The organism is Azospirillum sp. (genome assembly GCF_050789165.1).
Window position 1 is genome coordinate 47,152 of record NZ_JBOZRT010000040.1, and the last position, 17,036, is coordinate 64,187.

The 17,036-nt window shown below is 72.2% G+C and carries 15 protein-coding genes; 2 read left to right on the plus strand and 13 right to left on the minus strand.

Going from position 1 to position 17,036, the window contains the following annotated elements:
* Positions 1–28: 28 nt before the first annotated feature.
* The 13 genes from ACRWK7_RS09405 to ACRWK7_RS09465 form a co-directional block, all read right to left on the minus strand.
* On the minus strand, positions 29–1,714 hold the full coding sequence (locus ACRWK7_RS09405; protein ID WP_431855948.1) for an efflux RND transporter periplasmic adaptor subunit: 1,686 nt from the start codon (positions 1,712–1,714) through the stop codon (positions 29–31).
* Between the two features lie 164 nt (positions 1,715–1,878).
* On the minus strand, positions 1,879–2,742 hold the full coding sequence (locus ACRWK7_RS09410) for a F0F1 ATP synthase subunit gamma (protein ID WP_431855949.1): 864 nt from the start codon (positions 2,740–2,742) through the stop codon (positions 1,879–1,881).
* Entirely contained in the window at positions 2,735–4,318 is a 1,584-nt protein-coding gene (locus ACRWK7_RS09415; protein WP_431855950.1) for a F0F1 ATP synthase subunit alpha, read from the minus strand. The genes ACRWK7_RS09410 and ACRWK7_RS09415 overlap by 8 nt, the downstream gene beginning before the upstream one ends.
* On the minus strand, positions 4,293–5,039 hold the full coding sequence (locus ACRWK7_RS09420; protein WP_431855951.1) for a F0F1 ATP synthase subunit delta: 747 nt from the start codon (positions 5,037–5,039) through the stop codon (positions 4,293–4,295). The genes ACRWK7_RS09415 and ACRWK7_RS09420 overlap by 26 nt, the downstream gene beginning before the upstream one ends.
* 10 nt (positions 5,040–5,049) lie before the next feature.
* A complete protein-coding gene (locus ACRWK7_RS09425) occupies positions 5,050–5,289 on the minus strand; it encodes a F0F1 ATP synthase subunit C (protein ID WP_109119419.1) in 240 nt (79 codons plus the stop codon).
* 3 nt (positions 5,290–5,292) lie between these two features.
* Positions 5,293–5,967, minus strand: coding sequence for a F0F1 ATP synthase subunit A (locus tag ACRWK7_RS09430; RefSeq protein WP_431855952.1), 675 nt, complete (start codon positions 5,965–5,967; stop codon positions 5,293–5,295).
* On the minus strand, positions 5,964–6,218 hold the full coding sequence (locus tag ACRWK7_RS09435; RefSeq protein WP_431855953.1) for an ATP synthase subunit I: 255 nt from the start codon (positions 6,216–6,218) through the stop codon (positions 5,964–5,966). Before ACRWK7_RS09435 ends, ACRWK7_RS09430 begins: the two co-directional genes overlap by 4 nt.
* A 3-nt stretch (positions 6,219–6,221) precedes the next feature.
* Positions 6,222–6,509, minus strand: a complete 288-nt coding sequence (locus tag ACRWK7_RS09440; protein ID WP_431855954.1) for an AtpZ/AtpI family protein — start codon at positions 6,507–6,509, stop codon at positions 6,222–6,224.
* The gene (locus tag ACRWK7_RS09445; protein ID WP_431855955.1) at positions 6,506–6,955 is read right to left on the minus strand and encodes a F0F1 ATP synthase subunit epsilon; all 450 of its coding nucleotides are present in this window, start codon (positions 6,953–6,955) and stop codon (positions 6,506–6,508) included. The genes ACRWK7_RS09440 and ACRWK7_RS09445 overlap by 4 nt, the downstream gene beginning before the upstream one ends.
* A complete protein-coding gene (gene atpD / locus ACRWK7_RS09450; RefSeq protein ID WP_431855956.1) occupies positions 6,955–8,388 on the minus strand; it encodes a F0F1 ATP synthase subunit beta in 1,434 nt (477 codons plus the stop codon). Before atpD ends, ACRWK7_RS09445 begins: the two co-directional genes overlap by 1 nt.
* Positions 8,389–8,495: 107 nt before the next feature.
* The gene (locus ACRWK7_RS09455) at positions 8,496–11,636 is read right to left on the minus strand and encodes an efflux RND transporter permease subunit (RefSeq protein WP_431855957.1); all 3,141 of its coding nucleotides are present in this window, start codon (positions 11,634–11,636) and stop codon (positions 8,496–8,498) included.
* An 11-nt stretch (positions 11,637–11,647) separates the two neighbouring features.
* Complete coding sequence (locus tag ACRWK7_RS09460) at positions 11,648–12,778, minus strand: efflux RND transporter periplasmic adaptor subunit (protein ID WP_431855958.1); 1,131 nt, start codon at positions 12,776–12,778, stop codon at positions 11,648–11,650.
* 59 nt (positions 12,779–12,837) lie between these two features.
* On the minus strand, positions 12,838–13,836 hold the full coding sequence (locus tag ACRWK7_RS09465; RefSeq protein WP_431855959.1) for a LysR family transcriptional regulator: 999 nt from the start codon (positions 13,834–13,836) through the stop codon (positions 12,838–12,840).
* Between the two features lie 114 nt (positions 13,837–13,950).
* Between ACRWK7_RS09465 and ACRWK7_RS09470 the strand changes: the two genes are divergently transcribed.
* Positions 13,951–15,264, plus strand: a complete 1,314-nt coding sequence (locus ACRWK7_RS09470) for a M20 family metallopeptidase (RefSeq protein WP_431855960.1) — start codon at positions 13,951–13,953, stop codon at positions 15,262–15,264.
* A gap of 22 nt (positions 15,265–15,286) precedes the next feature.
* Positions 15,287–16,885 carry an ABC transporter substrate-binding protein gene (locus tag ACRWK7_RS09475; protein ID WP_431855961.1) on the plus strand — a complete coding sequence of 533 codons (1,599 nt, stop codon included), beginning with the start codon at positions 15,287–15,289 and terminating at the stop codon, positions 16,883–16,885.
* The last annotated feature ends 151 nt before the right edge of the window (positions 16,886–17,036 follow it).

Sequence of the window (17,036 nt, forward strand, 5' to 3'; positions counted from 1 at the left end):
CCCGCGTCCGTTTTAGCCGCCGCCGGGTTTACTGAAGCTGTGACAACAGGCGCGAGCCGCGGGTGACGATGCGGGCACCGGGCTCGACCCCGGCGACGATCAGCACGTTGCGGCCGTCCAGCACCTCGGTCTTGACCGTGTGCGGCATGAAGACCTCGGGCTCCACCAGCTCCCAGACCTGCTCGGCGCCGCTGGAATCGGCGACCAGCGCCTCGCGCGGCAGCGGGATGCCCTGCTGGAGCTTGTTGCGGTTGCGGACCGTCACGGTGACCGGCCGGCCGACGCGCAGCCCTTCGATGGGCGTGTCGATGCGGAACATCAGCGGCACCGACTGCTGCTGCAGCGCGAGGCCGCTGCCGATGTAGGTGAGGTCGAGCGCCTGCCCCTCCGGCGTCACCGCCAGGGCGGAGATGCCGGCGGCGGCGTCGCGGACCATGTCCGGATCGGCGGCCACCGCCTCGATCCACAGGCGCTGCGGGCTGACGATCTCGAAGATCTTCTCGCCGGGGTGGACGACGCGGCCGTTGATGGCGTTGGACAGGCTGATGACGCCGTCGCTGGCGGCGCGCAGCACCTCCTGCGTCTGCAGCATCGGCAGCAGCGCGGCGCGTTCGCGGCGCAGGCCGTCCAGCTTGGTCTCGGCCTGCAGGATCTTGCCGTCGCGGAACGGCACGAACCAGAATTGCTTCAGGATCTCAAGGCTTTCCGCGGCGATGCGGATCTCGTTGGTGAGGCGGGCGACCTCGCGCTTCACCTGGCTGCGGTCGACCACGCCGACCGCCGGGGTGACATAGCCCAGCACCTCGCCCTGCTTCACCGTCTGGCCGAGGACGGGGAAGCCGGTGCGCGGCGGCTCGATGCGGCCGAGCAGGCTGGCCTCCACGTCGCCGTGCGCGTTGGGATCGGGGACGATGCGGCCGGGCAGGCGCACGGTGAGCGCGCTCTGCCGGGTGTCGGCCTTCTGCGTGCGGATCTCGAACAGCCGCTGCAACGGCTTCGGCACGAAGTACGAGCCGTCGGGGCGGCGCTGCGATTTGTCGAGCGCCAGACCGGCCAGCGTGCGCGTGTCCACCGGCTCGGGCGCCGGGGCGGGCGTCGGGGCCGGGGGTGGTTCGGCGGCGCGGATCCGGGGCGGCTCCGCCGGCGGATTCGGCTCGGAAGCCCTAGGCGCGGGAGCCGGCGCGGCGGCGGGCTCGCCTGCAGGCGGGGCGGGCGCAGGCGAGGCGGGCGCGGCCTTGCCGTCCGCGGCCAGCGTGTCCGCCATCGCCGTGCGCGGGCCGTCGGACACGTGGACCGGCGCGACCGGCGTGCCGTTGATGCCGAAGACGTACTCCACCTCCCAGGTGAACTGCCGCAACGCCGAGGCGGTGACGCCAAGGCGGTGGCTGACCGCCTCCCCCGCGGCGCCCGCGGCGTCGCCCACCGTGGCGGCGGCGCTCGACGCGGTCTGGCCGACCCAGCCGGCCACCCCGCCGGCGACGCCGCCGACCCAGCCGGCGACGGCCGGCAGCGACACGGCGGGCGCGGCTGAAGCCGCGGGCGGGCGCACAGCCGCGGCGCGGGGCGGCGCCAGCGTCTCGTCGAGGTCTTCGGCCGGCCCCTGCGTCCAGCGCCCGGCGTGCGCGGAATCGGCGAGCATCAGGCCGGCCGCCAGCAGGACGGCGGTCCCTCCCCGCCAGGAGCGTGACGGCCGCTTGGAACTCAGGTCGCGCACGTTCGGCTCCACTCTTGCCCGCCCTTCCAGCCCAATCGATTTTGCCTCATGCGACCTTCATGGGCAAAGCAATCATCCCTTGCCAAGGATATCCTGCGAACGAAACTGTCCGGACCGGGACGACTGCTCCGGCCGAGCGTGCATCGGGAGTGATGAGCGAAGGATTAATGCGGCGTTCCGCCGGCCTGCGCCTCGGCGCCGGTGGCCAGTTCAATCAGCTCGGTGGTGATCTGCTCCTGCCGCAGGCGGCGGACGATGCCGGTCAGCGTGTCCAGCGTCGTCGCGATGTTCTGGCGCGCCGCCATCATCACCAGCAGCCGCGCCGCGTTCTCGGCGGCGAAGCTCTCCATGGCGGCATGGACCAGCAGGGCGAAGACGTACTCGTCCACCAGATGCGCCACCAGCTCGGCCGCCGGCAGGTTGGTCAGCGGCGGCACCGCGCCGCCGACCGCGGGAACGCGCGCGAGGTCGAGCGGCAGCAGCGCCTCGCGGACCAGCTCCGGCGCACCGCCGGACACGGTGCGGCCGTACAGCAGCTCGACCCGGCTGAGCCGGTCCTCGGCGGCGGCGCGGTAGAGCGCCTCGGCGATGCGGCGGGCGGTGGAGGTGACGCCGTCGGTGTGGGTGGCCATCGGCAGCCCCCAGTCGGCCGGGCGCCCGCGCTCCTCCAGCAGCGCCGCGCCGCGGCTGCCGACCACCCACAGGGCGTGGTCCGGCGGGGCGGCCTGCGCGGCATCCGCCAGCCGCTCGGCGAAGGCGCCGACGAATCCGTGCTCCGGCGCGAACAGCACCAGCGCCGGGCGGCCCCGCCCGTTGCGCGACGGCCAGCGGCCGGGCGCACCGCGCCGCAGCGCCACCGCCTGCGCCAGCGCGCCGGCCACCACCTCGGCGTAGGTGCGGGTGCCGGCCAGCATCGCCGAAGCCTGCTGCAGCCGCACCGCGGCCAGCGACCGCATGGCGTCGGTGACCGTGCCCAGCTCCTCGACGCTGGCGCGGCGGGCTTCGACCTCGGAGAGGCGTTCAGGCATCGGTTGCCCCCTCCCCATCCCTCCCCCGCTTCGCGGTGGAGGGGGCTGCCGACGAAGCGGCGGAGTTCCCTCCACCGCGAAGCGGGGGAGGGTTAGGGAGGGAGCCGGTAACGTTGTTGCCCAGGCCGGCCGCCGCCTCGCGCACCAGAGCCTTCGGGTCGGCGTCCGGCCGCGCCTCCAGCAGCGCCGCCAGTGCGCCCCGGAAGCGCGGCACCGCCTCCACCGGCAGCGTGTCCAGCGTGCCGCCGGACAGCGCCGCCAGCTGCGCCACCTGCAAGGCCAGCGGCTGCGGATTCAGATGGCGTTGCGCCAGCAGGGCGCGCATGCGCTGGCCGTGCGCCACGGCGGCGCGGGTCTTCTCGTCCACCATGCCGCCGAAGCGGGTGAACACCTCCAGCTCCAGGAACTGCGCGTATTGCAGGCGCAACGGCTCGGCGAGGGCGCGCAGCGCCGGCGGCTGGGCCTTGCCGCCGACGCGCGACACGCTGCGGCCGACGTCCACCGCCGGCTTCTGGCCCTCGTAGAACAGCTTGGCGTCCAGGTAGACCTGCCCGTCGGTGATCGAGATCAGGTTGGTGGGGATGTAGGCGGAGAGGTTGCCGGCCTGCGTCTCGGCGATCGGCAATGCGGTCAGAGAGCCGCCGCCCCTGGCCGGCGACAACTTGGCGGCGCGCTCCAGCAGGCGGGAGTGCAGGTAGAACACGTCGCCCGGATAGGCCTCGCGCCCCGGCGGGCGCCGCAGCAGCAGGGAGAGCTGGCGGTGCACGGCCGCGTGCTTGGTCAGGTCGTCGACGATGACCAGCGCGTGCCGGCCGGCGTCGCGGAAATGCTCGGCCATGGTGAAGGCGGTGTAGGGCGCCAGCCACTGCAGCCCCGGCGGCGCGTCGGCCGGGGCGACGACGAACAGCGTGCGGCCGAGCGCCCCGCCCCGCCGCACCGCCTCGATCACCTCGCGCACGCCCGACGCCTTCTGGCCGACCGCGGCGTAGACGCAGAACACGTCGCCGTCCTTCTGGTTCAGGATGGCGTCCACCGCGATGGACGTCTTGCCCACCGCGCGGTCGCCGATCAGCAGCTCGCGCTGGCCGCGGCCCAGCGGGAACAGCGCGTCGATGACGGCGGTGCCGGTCAGCAGCGGCTCGCTCACCGCGGCGCGGTCGGCGATGGAGGGGGCGGGACGCTCCACCGGATCCAGGCGCTCCGCCGGCACCGGCGGCCCGCCATCGAGCGGCTGGCCGAGCGGGTCGACCACCCGCCCCATCAGCGCGTCCCCGACCGGCACCCGCACCACCGCGCCGGTCCCGTGCACCGGGGCACCGGCCGACAGGTGACGGTCCTCGCCCAGCAGGATGCAGCCGATCTCGCCGTCCAGGTCGACCGCCAGCCCGGCCACCCCGCCGGGGAACAGCAGCAGCTCGTCCGCCCGCGTTTCCGGCAGGCCGGACACCCGCGCGATGCCGTCGCCGACCGAGACGATGCGGCCGACGAACTCGAACCGCGGCTCCGGCCGCACGCCGTCCAGCCGGCGCGCCGCCGCGGGGATCCAGGCGTCAAGCGCTTGCGTGAGCGTCGTCATCGCGGGTCAGCTCCTCCGTCGCCTCGGCCAGCGCCTGCTTCCAGGAATGGCGCAGCACGCTGTGCGGGAAGTGCAGCTCAACCCCGGCGATCAGGCCGGGATCCTCGGCGAGGCTCAGCGCCACCGGCCGCCCGAGCGCCGCCGCCAGCCGTGTCCGCCAGGGCGCCGGGTCGAGCGGGGCCGCCGTCACGAGGCGCACCGGCGCCGGAGTCTCCTCGCCGGCCAGGGCGTGGCGCTGCGCCTCCGGCAAGCCCTCGACGCTGCGGCAGGCGGCGTCGAGGAAGCGGCCGTCGTCGCCTCCGGCGGCAAGCAGCAGCCGGCCGGCCAGATCCGCGCCGAGCGCCGCGGCCTGCCCGCGCAGCCCGGCGAGCGCCTGACGGCGCTCCTCCTCCAGCCGGGCGCGGGCGTCGGCGAGCAGGCGGTCGGCATCAGCACGCGCCTTGTCGATCAGTGCAGTGCGCTCCGCCTCGGCCTCGGCACGGGCGGCGGCGAGCAGGCGGTCGCGTTCGGCGGAGAGACCGGCGCGGGCGTCCTCCAGGCCGCGGCGCATCCCGTCGGCCTCCTGCCGGATGGCCTCGGCCTGGGTGCGCACGCGCTCCGTCGCGGCCTGCCGTTCGGCGATCACCGCCAGCACCGGGCGGTACAGGAAATGGCGGAGCAGCCACACCAGGATCAGGAAGTTGACCGCCTGGAGAAGCAGCGTCCAGCCGTCGACATGCATGGCGCGCCTCTCAGGCGAACGGGTTGGCGAACAGCAGCAGCAGCGCCACGACGAGGCAGTAGATCGCCATCGTCTCGATCATGGCGAGGCCGACGAACAGCGTGCGCGACAGCGTGTTGGCCGCTTCCGGCTGGCGGGCGATGGCCTCCATGGCGGCGGCGACCGCCCGGCCTTCGGCGAGCGCCGGGCCGATGGCCCCGACCGACACGGCGATCACCGCGCCCAGGATGCTGATGGCGTGGACGTCCATGGCTTATCCCCTCTCGATGGAACCGACGGCGCCGCCGATGAACACCGCGGCGAGGATGGTGAAGATGTACGCCTGCACGAGGCCGAGCAGCAGTTCGAGCGCCATCAGCGGCACCGGCACGAACAGCCCGGCCAGCGACAGCACGATGGCGATGACGAACTCCCCGCTCATGACGTTGCCGAACAGGCGCACCGACAGCGAGAAGGCCCGCGTCACCTCGGACAGCAGGTTGAGCGGCAGCAGCACCGGGGTGGGGTGCGCGAAGCCCTTGAGATACGCCCACAGCCCGCGCGCCCGGACGCCGTAGACCTGACTGCCCAGCAGCACGATCAGCGCCAGCGCCGCGGCGGTCTCGATGAAGGCGGTGGGCGCCTTCAGGCCCGGCACCAGCCCGGACAGGTTGGCGGTGGCGAGGAAGAGGAACAGCGTGCCGAGCAGCGGCAGAAACGGCGTGGCGTCGGCCTGCATGGTTTCGCCGATCTGCTTCTGCAGCGTCTGGACGATCAGTTCCAGCACCGTCTGCACCCGCCCCGGCCGTTCCACCGTCAGCCGCCGCGTCGCCAACGCGGCGCCGAGGGTCAGCAAGGCCATCAACCCCCAGGTGGTGACCACCGGCAGCGTCACCGGCACGGGGCCGAGCGCGAAGACGACGGGGGCGGTGAGCGGGGACTCGGTCATGGCGCCCTCCGCACCACCATCTCCTTGGCGGCCTGGAACCCGGCGAGCATGCCGAGCAGCGCCGCCGCCCCGCCGAACGCCGCCGCCAGCGTGAAGCCCGCCACCGCGGCGCCGAGGCGCAGCAGGTGCAGCGGGACGGCCCGTCTGGCGTCGCCGGCCAGCGTCAGCCGCGTTCCCAGCGCGAGCCCGCGGAAGAACGCGCAGCCCAGCCCGATGCCGGCGAATAGCCCAAGGAGGATCTGCAGGACCATGGCTCAGCGCTCCTGCTCGATGCGTTTCCAGGCCAGCCAGCCGCCAGCCGCCACCCCGGCGAAGATCAGCGAGGCCGTCCAGAAGACCCCGCCGCCCGCCAGCCCGTCCAGCCAGCGCCCGGCGAACAGCCCGGCCAGCGTCGGCGCCACCACCAGCCAGCCGAGCGCGCCGATCAGCGCGAGGTTGCGGCCGACCGGCCGTTCGCCTTCCTTGACCCAGCGCTCGCGCCGCTCGCGGCGGCGGCGGACGGGCTCGGCCATGCGGTGGCCGTTGTGGTTGGGATCGGTCATGGCGATTCCTCCAGACCGTCGCGGGCGCCCTGCAGCGGGCCGGTCGGCCGCCGCTCGGGCCGGAGGTATGCGAGGATGTGGCGCACCGCGGCCAGATGCATGCGCCGGGCGCCGGTGCGCGCCTCCCCCTCCTCCTCGCGGGCTTGGCGGAAGCGGGCCAGCACGTCGTGCTCCAGCGCCGCGAGGTCGTCGCCGACCACCGCCTCGCGCGTCGCCACCGCGATGCGCGCGCCGCCGCTGATCGTGAACACGCCGCCGTGCACCGCGCAGTGCCCCTCCCGCCCGTCGGCGCAGCGCCAGCTCACCACCGAGATGCCGAGCGCGGTCAGCAGGTCGGCGTGGCCGGGCAGGACGCCGAAGCCGCCGCTGGCGTCCTCGGCGCGCAGGTGGACGACGTCCGGCACGCGGGCGGCGACGGCGGTCGGGGTGGTGATCACGAGGTCCATCACGCCCTCCCCGCCTGTTCCCGCGCGCGCACCTGATCCAGCGTGCCGGTCATGAAGAAGGACGCCTCCGCCCAGTCGTCACCCTCGCCGTCCAGGATGGCGCGGCAACCCTTGAGGGTCCCGGCCAGCGGCACGCTGACGCCGGCGTGGCCGGTGAAGGCCTCCGTCACCAGGAAGGGCTGGGTGAGGAAGCGTTGCAGGCGCCGGGCGCGCTTCACCGCCTGCCGGTCGGCGGTGCTCAGCTCCTCGACGCCCAGGAGCGCGATGACGTCCTGAAGCTCGCGGTAGTGCGCGATGGTGCGCCGCACCTCCTCGGCCAGCCGGTAGTGCTCCTCGCCCACCACCATGGGATCGAGCAGGTTGGAGCTGGAGGACAGCGGGTCGATGGCCGGGTACAGCCCCTCCGCCGCCATGGCGCGCGACAGCACGATGGAGCTGTCGAGGTGGCTGAACAGCTCGGCCACCGCCGGGTCGGTGAAGTCGTCGGCCGGCACGTAGACCGCCTGGATCGCCGTCACCACCGCGCCCTCGGTGGAGGCCACGCGCTCCTGCAGCTCGGCGATCTCGCTGGCCAGCGTCGGCTGGTAGCCCACCCGCGACGGCAGCCGGCCGAGCAGGCCGGACACCTCCGCCCCCGCCTGCACGAAGCGGAAGACGTTGTCCATCAGCAGCAGCACGTCGCGCCGCTCCGCGTCGCGGAAGTGCTCGGCGATGGTCAGCGCGGTCAGGCCGACGCGCCAGCGCGCGCCCGGCGGCTCGTTCATCTGCCCGAACACCAGCGCGGTGCGGTCCAGCACGCCGGAGCGCGCCATCTCCTCCCACAGCTCCTGCCCCTCGCGGGAGCGTTCACCGATGCCGGCGAACACCGAGATGCCGGTGTAATGCTCGACCATGCCGCGGATCAGCTCCATGACCAGCACGGTCTTGCCGACCCCGGCGCCGCCGAACATCGCCGCCTTGCCGCCGCGCGCCAGCGGGGCCAGCAGGTCGATCACCTTGACGCCGGTCTCGAACGGCTCGCGCGTGCCGCTGCGGCAGGCGAGCGGCGGCGGCGCGCGGTGGATCGGCAGGCGCGGCACGTCGGCCGGCAGCTCCGGCCCGCCGTCGCGCACCGCCCCCATGACGTCGAGCAGCCGGCCGAGCACCGCCTCGCCCACCGGCGTCGTCAGCGGCGCGCCCGTGCGCCGCGCCGCGGTGCCGCGGGCGAGGCCGGAGGTGCCCTGCAGGGCGATGGCGCGAACGGTGCCGGCGTCCAGGTGCAGCTGCACCTCGGCGATCAGGCGCTCAGGCCCGTCCCACAGGATCTCGACCGCTTCCATCAGGTCGGGGAGGCCGCCTTCGGGGAAGATCAGGTCGACCACCGAGCCGCGCACCGCCACCACCCGGCCGGGGGGCGGCGTTTCGGGGGGCTCGGGGAGGATGGGCTGGGTCATGGGCCGGCCGGACGGCTCGGGGCGGGATGATGATCATCCTATACCCTCGGACCGAACATCAGGAATGCGGCATGCTCGCCCCAGCCATCCCGTGGCGGGAGGAAGCGTCACTCCGCCGGGTGCGGCGCCTCCCCCGCCGGTGCCGCGGGGCGGCGGCGCAGGCGTTCGCTGACGCGCTGGAAGGCGACGAACAGGATCGGCACGAAGACGATGCCGACCACCGTCGCCGCGACCATGCCGCCGAACACCGTGGTGCCGATGGAGCGCCGGCTGGCCGCCCCCGCGCCGTGCGCCACCAGCAGCGGCACGGTGCCGAGGATGAAGGCCAGGGCCGTCATCAGCACGGCGCGGAAGCGCTGCCGCGCCCCCTCCACCGCCGCCTCGACGACGCCGCGCCCGGCGGCCCGCTGCTCGCGCGCGAACTCGACGATCAGGATGGCGTTCTTCGCCGCCAACCCGACCAGAAGGACGAGGCCGATCTGCGCGTAGACGTCGTTGGGGATCCCGGCCAGCCACAGCGCCGCGCCCGCGCCCAGCACCGCCACCGCGACCGACAGCAGCACCGCCAGCGGCACCAGCCAGTCCTCGTACTGCGCCACCAGGAACAGGTAGCCGAACAGCAGCGCCAGCGCGAACACCATGATCGCCTGGTTGCCGACCCGGCTCTCCTGGTAGGACAGGCCGGTCCACTCCGTGGCGTAGCCGGCCGGCAGCGTGCGGTTCGCCACCTCCTGCATGGCCGACAGCGCCTGCCCCGAGCTGACGCCCGGCGCGCCCGAACCGTTCACCGAGGCGGAGAGAAACTGGTTGTAGCGGGTGATGCTGTCCGGGGCCGGCGTGGTGCGCACGGTGACGAGGCTGCGCAGCGGCACCATCTCGCCGGTGCGGCTGCGGACGTAGAGCTGCTGGATCGCCTCCGCCTCGTCGCGGTAGGTGGCGGCGTCTTGAACCTTCACCTGAAAGACGCGTCCGTATAGATTGAAATCATTGACGTACACGGAACCGAGATGCGCCTGCAGCGTGCCGTACACGTCGCCCGGCGTGACGCCCAGCAGCGAGGCGCGGGTGCGGTCCAGATCAACGTAGAGGTGCGGCACGTCGGCCGAATAGGTGCTGAACACCGCGCGCAGGTTCGGATCCTGGTTGGCGGCGACCAGCAGGCCGCGCAACGCGGCGCCCACCTCCTGCGGCGGCTGGTTGCCGGTGGCGAGCACCCGCAGGTCGAAGCCGCCGGTGGCGCCCAGGCCGGGGATCGAGGGCGGGTTGAAGGCGGTGATGGTGGCCTGCGGCATCGCCGCGAACGGCGGGCGCAAATGGTTGATGATGGCGTCCACCGTCTGGTCGGCGTCGCGCTCCGCCCACGGCTTCAACGCTGCGATGATCAGCCCGACGTTGGAGCCCTGGCCGCTGAGGATGCTGTAGCCGGTCACCGCGATGGTGTCGGCCACCCCGGGAGTCTCGCGCACCATGGCGGCCACGCGGTCCATCACCGGTTCGGTGCGGGTCAGCGCGGCGGCGCTGGGCAGCTGCACGTTGACGAAGAAATAGCCCTGGTCCTCAGCGGGAAGGAACGCCGTCGGCAGCGCGCGCAGCAGCCCGAACGCCGCCACCGCCAGCACCGCGAAGCCCAGCAGGCCCACCGCCAGCCGCCGCCCCAACCGCTCGACCAGCCGTCCGTAGCCGCCGCGCACCCGCTCCAGGGCCGTGTTGAAGGACTCCAGCACCCGCCAGGGCCGCCCCGGCGGGCGCAGCAGCAGCGCGCACAGCGCCGGGCTGAGCGTCAGCGAGTTGATGCCGGAGATGATGAAGGACGCGGAGATGGTCACCGCGAACTGCCGGTACAGCTGTCCGGTGATGCCCGGCAGGAAGGCGACCGGGAAGAACACCGCGGCCAGCACCAGCGTGGAGGCGACGATGGCGCTGCCGACCTGCCGCATGGCCTGCGCGGCGGCCTCGGCCGGCGACAGCTCCGGCTGCTGCTCCATCACGTGGCGGACGTTCTCCACCACCACGATGGCGTCGTCGACCACGAGGCCGATGGCCAGCACCAGGGCGAACAGCGTGATGGTGTTGGCGCTGTAGCCCAAGGCGAGCAGCACCGCGAAGACGCCGACGATGGACACCGGGATCGCCAGGGTGGGGATCAGCGTCGCCCGCCAGTCCTGCAGGAACAGGTAGATCACCGCCACCACCAGCAGGAAGGTGCTGCCCAGCGTCAGCACGATCTCTTCGATGGTCGCGGTCACGAAGTTCGTGGTGTTGAAAACCACCGCGTATTCAACGCCTTCCGGGAATCTCTGCGACAATCGCTCCAACTCGGCGCGCACCGCGTTGGCGACGTCCAGCGCGTTGGCGCCGGGCGACTGGTAGACCACCATGGTCGCCGACGGCGCGCCGTTCAGCTTGGAGGACGAGCTGTAGGTCTGCGCGCCCAGCTCTACCCGCGTGACGTCGCGCAGCCGCACGACTCCGCCGTCCGCGTTGGTGCGCACGATGATGTCGCCGAACGCCCGCGGGTCGTCGAGGCGGCCGCGGGCCAGGATGGTCAGCTGCTGCTGCTGGTCGCCCGGCACCGGCGGTGCGCCGATCTGCCCGGCCGAGGCCTGGATGTTCTGCGCCTGGATGGCGGTCACCACGTCCTGCGCGGTGATGCCGAGCGCCGTCATGCGGTCGGGGTTCATCCACACCCGCATGCTGTAGTTCAGCGCCCCCAGCACCTGGGCGTCGCCGACGCCGGGCACCCGCGCGATGGCGTCGCGCACGTTGATGCTGGCGTAGTTGGATATGAAGATCGCGTCGTACTGATCTGAGTTCGAATAGAGATTGACCGCCATCAGCATGTTGGTCGAGGCCCGGCGCACGGTGACGCCCTGGCGGCTGACCTCCGGCGGCAGCGTGGCGGTGGCCAGCGACATGCGGTTCTGCACGTTGACCGCCGCGATGTCCGGGTCGGTCCCCGGCGCGAAGGTGATGGTCAGCGAATAGGAGCCGGTGTCGGTGCTGGTGGAGGACATGTACAGCATGCCCTCCACCCCGTTCACCTGCGCCTCGATGGGGGCGGCGACGCTGTCGGCCACCACCTGGGCGTTGGCGCCGGGGTAGGTGGCGGACACCTGCACCGAGGGCGGCGTGATCGGCGGGTATTGCGCCACCGGGATGGCGAGCAGCGCCAGCAGGCCGGCGATCACCGTGACCACCGCGATGACGATGGCGAGGTTGGGGCGGCGGATGAACAGGCCGGAGAACATGGCGTGCTCCCCTACCGGCCCTGCGGCCGTTCGGCGGTCTGGGTGTCCGGCACCGGCTGCACCACCATGCCGGGCCACACCTTCTGCGCGCCGTCCACGACGATGGTCTCGCCGACCGTCAGCCCCTTGTCCACCACCAGCAGCTGCTCGACCTGGGCGCCGGTTTCGATGCGGCGCTGCTGCACCCGGTTCTCGCCGTCGAGCACCAGCACGTAGCGGCCCTGCTGGTCCTGCTGCACGGAGTCCACCGGCACCACCGGGCGCGGCTCCGTTTGGTCGGGACGGATGATCACGGTGATGAACTGGCCGGGCAGCAGCAGGCGCTGCGGGTTGGGGAAGTTGGCGCGGATGCCGATGGTGCCGGTCTGCGGGTCGATGCGGTTGTCCACGAACTCGACGCGGCCTGCCTGCGGGTAGTCGCTGCCGTCCGGGAAGCGCAGGGTGGGCACGAACTTGTCCACCGCCTCGGCCGGCGACTGGATGCCCAGGCGGCGCTGGGTCTCGATGAGGTCGCGGTCGCTGACCGAGAAGACCACGCGGATCGGGTCGAGCTGCACCACGGTGGCGAGCACGCCGGTGGACGGCCCGGCGAGGTTGCCCTGCGTCACCGCCGTGGCGCCGATGCGGCCGTCGATGGGGCTGGCTATGCGCGTGTAGCCCAGGTTCAGCTCGGCCGTGCGGACCTGCGCCTGCGCGATCATCACCTGCGCGCGCGCCGCGTCGCGGTCGGCGAGCGCCTGATCGTACTGCGCCTGGCTGACGTTGCCGCGCCCGCGCAGCTCCTCGCTGCGGGAGAGGGACCGTTCCGCCTCGCGCAGCTTGGCCTCGGCGCTGGCGAGCTGGGCCTGGGCGCTGTCGAGCGCGGCTTGGTACGGCCCCTGCTCGATGAGGAAGAGCGGGTCGCCCTTGCGCACGTCCTGGCCCTCCTGGAAGGCCACCTGCTCGACCGCGCCCTCGACGCGGGCGCGCGCTTCGAAGGACTGGATCGCCGTGACGCGGCCGATGAACTCGGAGGCCGGCGCCACGTCGCGGCTCACCACCGGCGCGGTGGTCACCGCGGGCGGCGGGCCACCCGGCGGCGGCTGGGCGTGGGCGGCGGTGACGAACAGCGCCAGGAACAAGGCGGCGAGAACGGGAGGCATGGGCGAACTCCGCGGGCGTCCAGGGTCAACAGCCCGGCCCGTGTTTCGCTCCCGCGGCCCTACGCCGCTTCCGCCTCCCCCGCGGCCCAGGCGGCGACCGCGGCGGCGTCGAAGCGCCGCTCCAGCGGGATGGCGTCGAGGGCCTGCGCACACGCCTCCAGGAACGCGCGCTCGGCGCGGTTCAGCTTGGCGGCCGGGTTCCACAGCAGGTGCAGGTCCACCGGCGCCACGCCGTCGGCCGGCGGCAGCGGCCACAGCAGGCCGTCGCGCACGTCGCGCTCGGTCACGTGCTCGGGCAACGGGCCGATGCCGAGGCCGGCGACGATCATCCGCCGCACCTCGTCCAGGTTGACCGAGGCGCCGACGGTGCGGCTCTCCATCCCCTCCTGCGCGCGAAACGCGGTCAGCGGCGACAGCACGCCGCCGATCTGGTCGGAGGTGAAGGACACGAACCGTTCCGCCTTCAGGTCGGCAAGGCTGAGGTCGGTGCGCCCGAACAGCGGGTGGCGCGGTCCGCAGTACAGGCGGAAGCGCTGGCGGGCGAACAGCGTGTGGGCGACCAGCGGCGGCGGCTCGCGCATCAGACATATTCCCAACGATGCGGTCTTCTGCTGGATCGCCGTGTGGATGTCGGCGCTGGCCATCACGTCCAGGCGGAAGGTGACCAGCGGGTGCGCGGCGTGGAAGCGCTCCAGCAACGTGTCGAACAGCGGCGTCTGGATGCGGCTGGCCAGCAGGATGCGGATGTGGCCGGAGATCTCCTCGCGGATCTCCCGCACCAGCACGCCGAAGCGCGAGATGTTGCCGTAGATCTCCAGCACCTCGGCGTAGATCACCGCGCCCGCCTCGGTGACGCGGAAGCGGCCGTGCCCGCGCTCGATCAGGCAGCGGCCGAGCTGGTCCTCCAGCCGCTTCAACGCCTGGCTCACCGCCGGCTGGGTCAGGCCGAGCTTGGACGCGGCGCGGGTCACGCCCTGCTCCTGCACGATCACCATGAAGGTGCGCAGCAGGTTCCAGTCCAGATGCTGGCCGAGGCGTTCGAGGTCGCGCGCCGTCATGGCCGTCCCATAAATCAGGCTTATGTCGGCAATGAGGATTATCGATTTGGAGATGAAGGAAAAGCGGATTTGTAATCATCCCAACGAACAGGGACGGGTTTCTACGGAGACGACATGCCGGCATCCGGCACGGATGCGCGGCGCGGAGCCACCGCGGACCGGGACGCGATCCTGGGCGCGGTGGCGGCGCTGCGCGGGGACGGGGAACGTCTGCTCGCCGATCTGGTCCGCCTTCCCAGCCTGCTGGGCGCGGAGGCTCCGGCACAGGAGCTGATGGCGCGGACCTTCGCCGACCTCGGCCTGGAGGTCGACCGCTTCGCCATCGACGAGGCGGCGCTGCGGCTCCAGCCGGGCTGGTCGCCCTCGCTGATCTCCTACGACGGGCGCGAGAACGTGGTGGGCGTCCACCGGCCGCGGCAAACCACCGGCCGCTCGCTGATCCTCAACGGCCACATCGACGTGGTGCCGACCGGGCCGGAGGAGCTGTGGTCGGCCCCGCCGTTCGAGCCGGTGGTGCGCGACGGGCGCATGTACGGCCGGGGCGCGGGCGACATGAAGGCCGGCATCGCCGCCTTCGTCACCGCCTTCAAGGCGTTGAAAAGCTTGGGGCTCCAGCCCGCCGCCCCGGTGTACCTGCAATCGGTCGTCGAGGAGGAGTGCACCGGCAACGGGGCGCTGGCCTGCGTGGCGCGCGGCTACCGCGCCGACGCCGCGGTGATCCCGGAGCCGTTCAACCACACGCTCCAGGTCGCGCAGGTCGGCGTGGTGCGTTGCGAGGTCGAGGTGACCGGCCGCCCGGCCCACGTGCTGGACACCGGCGCCGGCCTCAACGCCATCGAGGCGGCGTACCGCATCCTCGGCCACCTGAAGCGGCTCGAGTCGGCGTGGAACCACCCGGAGGGTCGGCATCCGGCCTACGCCGGGCACGCGCATCCCTACAACCTCAACGTCGGGCGCATCGACGGCGGCGAGTGGGCATCCTCGGTGCCGACGCGCTGCCGGATGGAACTGCGCTTCGGCTTCCCGCCGGGCCGCGCCGCGGCGGACGTCAGCGCCGAAATCGAAAACGCCGTCGCGGCGGCCTGCCGGACCGACTCCGGCCTGTCGGGCATCGGCGCCGTCGTGCGGTTCCGCGGCTTCCAGGCGGAGGGCTGCGTGATCGACCCCGGCCACCCGCTGATCGCGGCGCTGGATTCGGCGCACAAGGCGGTGTGCGGCGCCTCGGCGGAACGGCTGGCGGCGACCTGCACGACGGACGTGCGGAACTTCATGCTCTACGGCGCGACGCCGGCCACCTGCTACGGCCCCGAGGCGGAGCGCATCCACGGCATCGACGAGTCCGTCTCGCTGGACAGCGTGGCGCGGGTGACGGCGGTGCTGGCCCTGTTCATGGCCGACTGGTGCGGCCTGGAGAGCATCGACCAATAAACACAATAAGGAGGCTTCATCGATGAGCATGCGTCCGCCGACCCTCCGACACACACTCACGGCCGCGGCGCTGGCGGCGGCGCTGGCGATCCCCGGACTGGCGGCGGCGCAGGACCCGCAGCGCGGCGGCACGATGAACATCATCGTCCAGCCGGAACCGCCGCTGCTCGTGCTCGGCCTCAACCAGCAGGGGCCGACGCAGACCGTCGCCGGCAAGATCTACCAGGGCCTGCTGACCTACGACTTCAACCTGAAGCCCCGCCCCGAACTGGCCGAGAGCTGGGAGGTGTCGCCGGACGGCAAGACCTACACCTTCCGCCTCGTCAAGAACGCCAAGTGGCACGACGGCAAACCGTTCACCGCGCACGACGTGGTGTTCACCACCAAGACCTTCCTGATGGAGACGCACCCGCGCGCCCGCGCCGTCTTCGCTCGCTGCGAGAGCATCGAGGCGGTGGACGATTACACCGTGCGCTTCGTGCTGAAGGAGCCGTTCGGTCCGTTCCTCCAGGCCTTCGAGGTCTCCTCGGCCCCGATGATGCCCAAGCACATCTACGAGGGCACCGACTTCAAGACCAACCCGGCCAACGCCACGCCGATCGGCACCGGCCCGTTCAAGTTCAAGGAGTGGACGAAGGGCTCCAACATCCACCTCGTCCGCAACGACGACTACTGGAAGCCGGGCAAGCCGTACCTGGACGAGATCTATTTCCGCGTCATTCCGGATGCCGCCTCGCGCTCGGTGGCGCTGGAGCAGGGCACGGTGCAGCAGACGCAGTTCAACGACATCGAGACCTTCGACGTGCCGCGCCTGAAGGCGCTGCCCAACGTCGAGATGACCACCAAGGGCTACGAGTTCTTCGCGCCGCTGTCCTGGATCGAGATCAACACCCGCGTCAAGCCGCTGGACGACAAGCGGTTCCGGCAGGCGATGATGCACGCCATCGACCGCGCCTTCATCCGCGACAAGATCTGGTTCGGCCTGGGCCGGCCGGCGACCGGGCCGGTCAACTCGGTCACCCGCTTCCATGAGCCGGACGTCCGGAAGTACCCGTTCGACCCGAAGAAGGCCGAGGCGCTGCTCGACGAGATGGGTCTGAAGAAGGGATCGGACGGCACCCGCGCCAAGGTGAAGCTGCTGGTCATGCCCTACGGCGAGACCTGGACGCGGCTGGGCGAATACATCAAGCAGGCGATGAAGCGCGTCGGCGTCGACGTGACGCTGGAGACCACGGACTCGGCCGGCTGGGTCAACCGCGTGTCCAATTGGGACTACGATCTGACCTTCAACTTCGTCTACCAGTACGGCGACCCGGCGCTCGGCGTGTCGCGCACCTACGTGTCGGACAACATCCGCAAGGGCGTGATGTTCTCCAACACCATGGGCTACGCGAACCCGCAGGTGGACACGCTGTTCGCCCAGGCCGCCAAGGCGGTGAAGGACGAGGAGCGCCAGCAGCTCTACTCGGCGGCGCAGAAGATCCTGGTGGAGGATGTGCCGGTGGCGTGGCTGCTGGAGATGGAGTTCCCGACCTTCGTCGACAAGCGCTTCAAGAACGCCGTCACCTCGGCCATCGGCGTGAACGAGAGCTATGACGGCGTGTACATGGTGAAGAAGTAGGGGGACGCAACGAAACCCTCTCCCGTCCCGGGAGAGGGTGGCCGCGCAGCGGCCGGGTGAGGGGGCAGGCAAGGATCCTTGAACGCACCCTCACCCTCCCGCTCTCCGAGCGGGCCCCTCCCTCTCCCGGGGCGGGAGAGGGCATTTAAGG

Coding starts and splice junctions, on each gene's coding strand:
- ACRWK7_RS09430 (WP_431855952.1), bottom strand. CDS start 5,967: ATGACCGAGTCCCCGCTCACCGCCCCCGTCGTCTTCGCGCTCGGCCCC.
- ACRWK7_RS09435 (WP_431855953.1), bottom strand. CDS start 6,218: ATGGTCCTGCAGATCCTCCTTGGGCTATTCGCCGGCATCGGGCTGGGC.
- ACRWK7_RS09470 (WP_431855960.1), top strand. CDS start 13,951: ATGCCGGCATCCGGCACGGATGCGCGGCGCGGAGCCACCGCGGACCGG.
- ACRWK7_RS09465 (WP_431855959.1), bottom strand. CDS start 13,836: ATGACGGCGCGCGACCTCGAACGCCTCGGCCAGCATCTGGACTGGAAC.
- ACRWK7_RS09460 (WP_431855958.1), bottom strand. CDS start 12,778: ATGCCTCCCGTTCTCGCCGCCTTGTTCCTGGCGCTGTTCGTCACCGCC.
- ACRWK7_RS09475 (WP_431855961.1), top strand. CDS start 15,287: ATGAGCATGCGTCCGCCGACCCTCCGACACACACTCACGGCCGCGGCG.
- ACRWK7_RS09455 (WP_431855957.1), bottom strand. CDS start 11,636: ATGTTCTCCGGCCTGTTCATCCGCCGCCCCAACCTCGCCATCGTCATC.
- atpD (WP_431855956.1), bottom strand. CDS start 8,388: ATGACCCAGCCCATCCTCCCCGAGCCCCCCGAAACGCCGCCCCCCGGC.
- ACRWK7_RS09420 (WP_431855951.1), bottom strand. CDS start 5,039: ATGCATGTCGACGGCTGGACGCTGCTTCTCCAGGCGGTCAACTTCCTG.
- ACRWK7_RS09440 (WP_431855954.1), bottom strand. CDS start 6,509: ATGACCGATCCCAACCACAACGGCCACCGCATGGCCGAGCCCGTCCGC.
- ACRWK7_RS09445 (WP_431855955.1), bottom strand. CDS start 6,955: ATGGACCTCGTGATCACCACCCCGACCGCCGTCGCCGCCCGCGTGCCG.
- ACRWK7_RS09415 (WP_431855950.1), bottom strand. CDS start 4,318: ATGACGACGCTCACGCAAGCGCTTGACGCCTGGATCCCCGCGGCGGCG.
- ACRWK7_RS09410 (WP_431855949.1), bottom strand. CDS start 2,742: ATGCCTGAACGCCTCTCCGAGGTCGAAGCCCGCCGCGCCAGCGTCGAG.
- ACRWK7_RS09425 (WP_109119419.1), bottom strand. CDS start 5,289: ATGGACGTCCACGCCATCAGCATCCTGGGCGCGGTGATCGCCGTGTCG.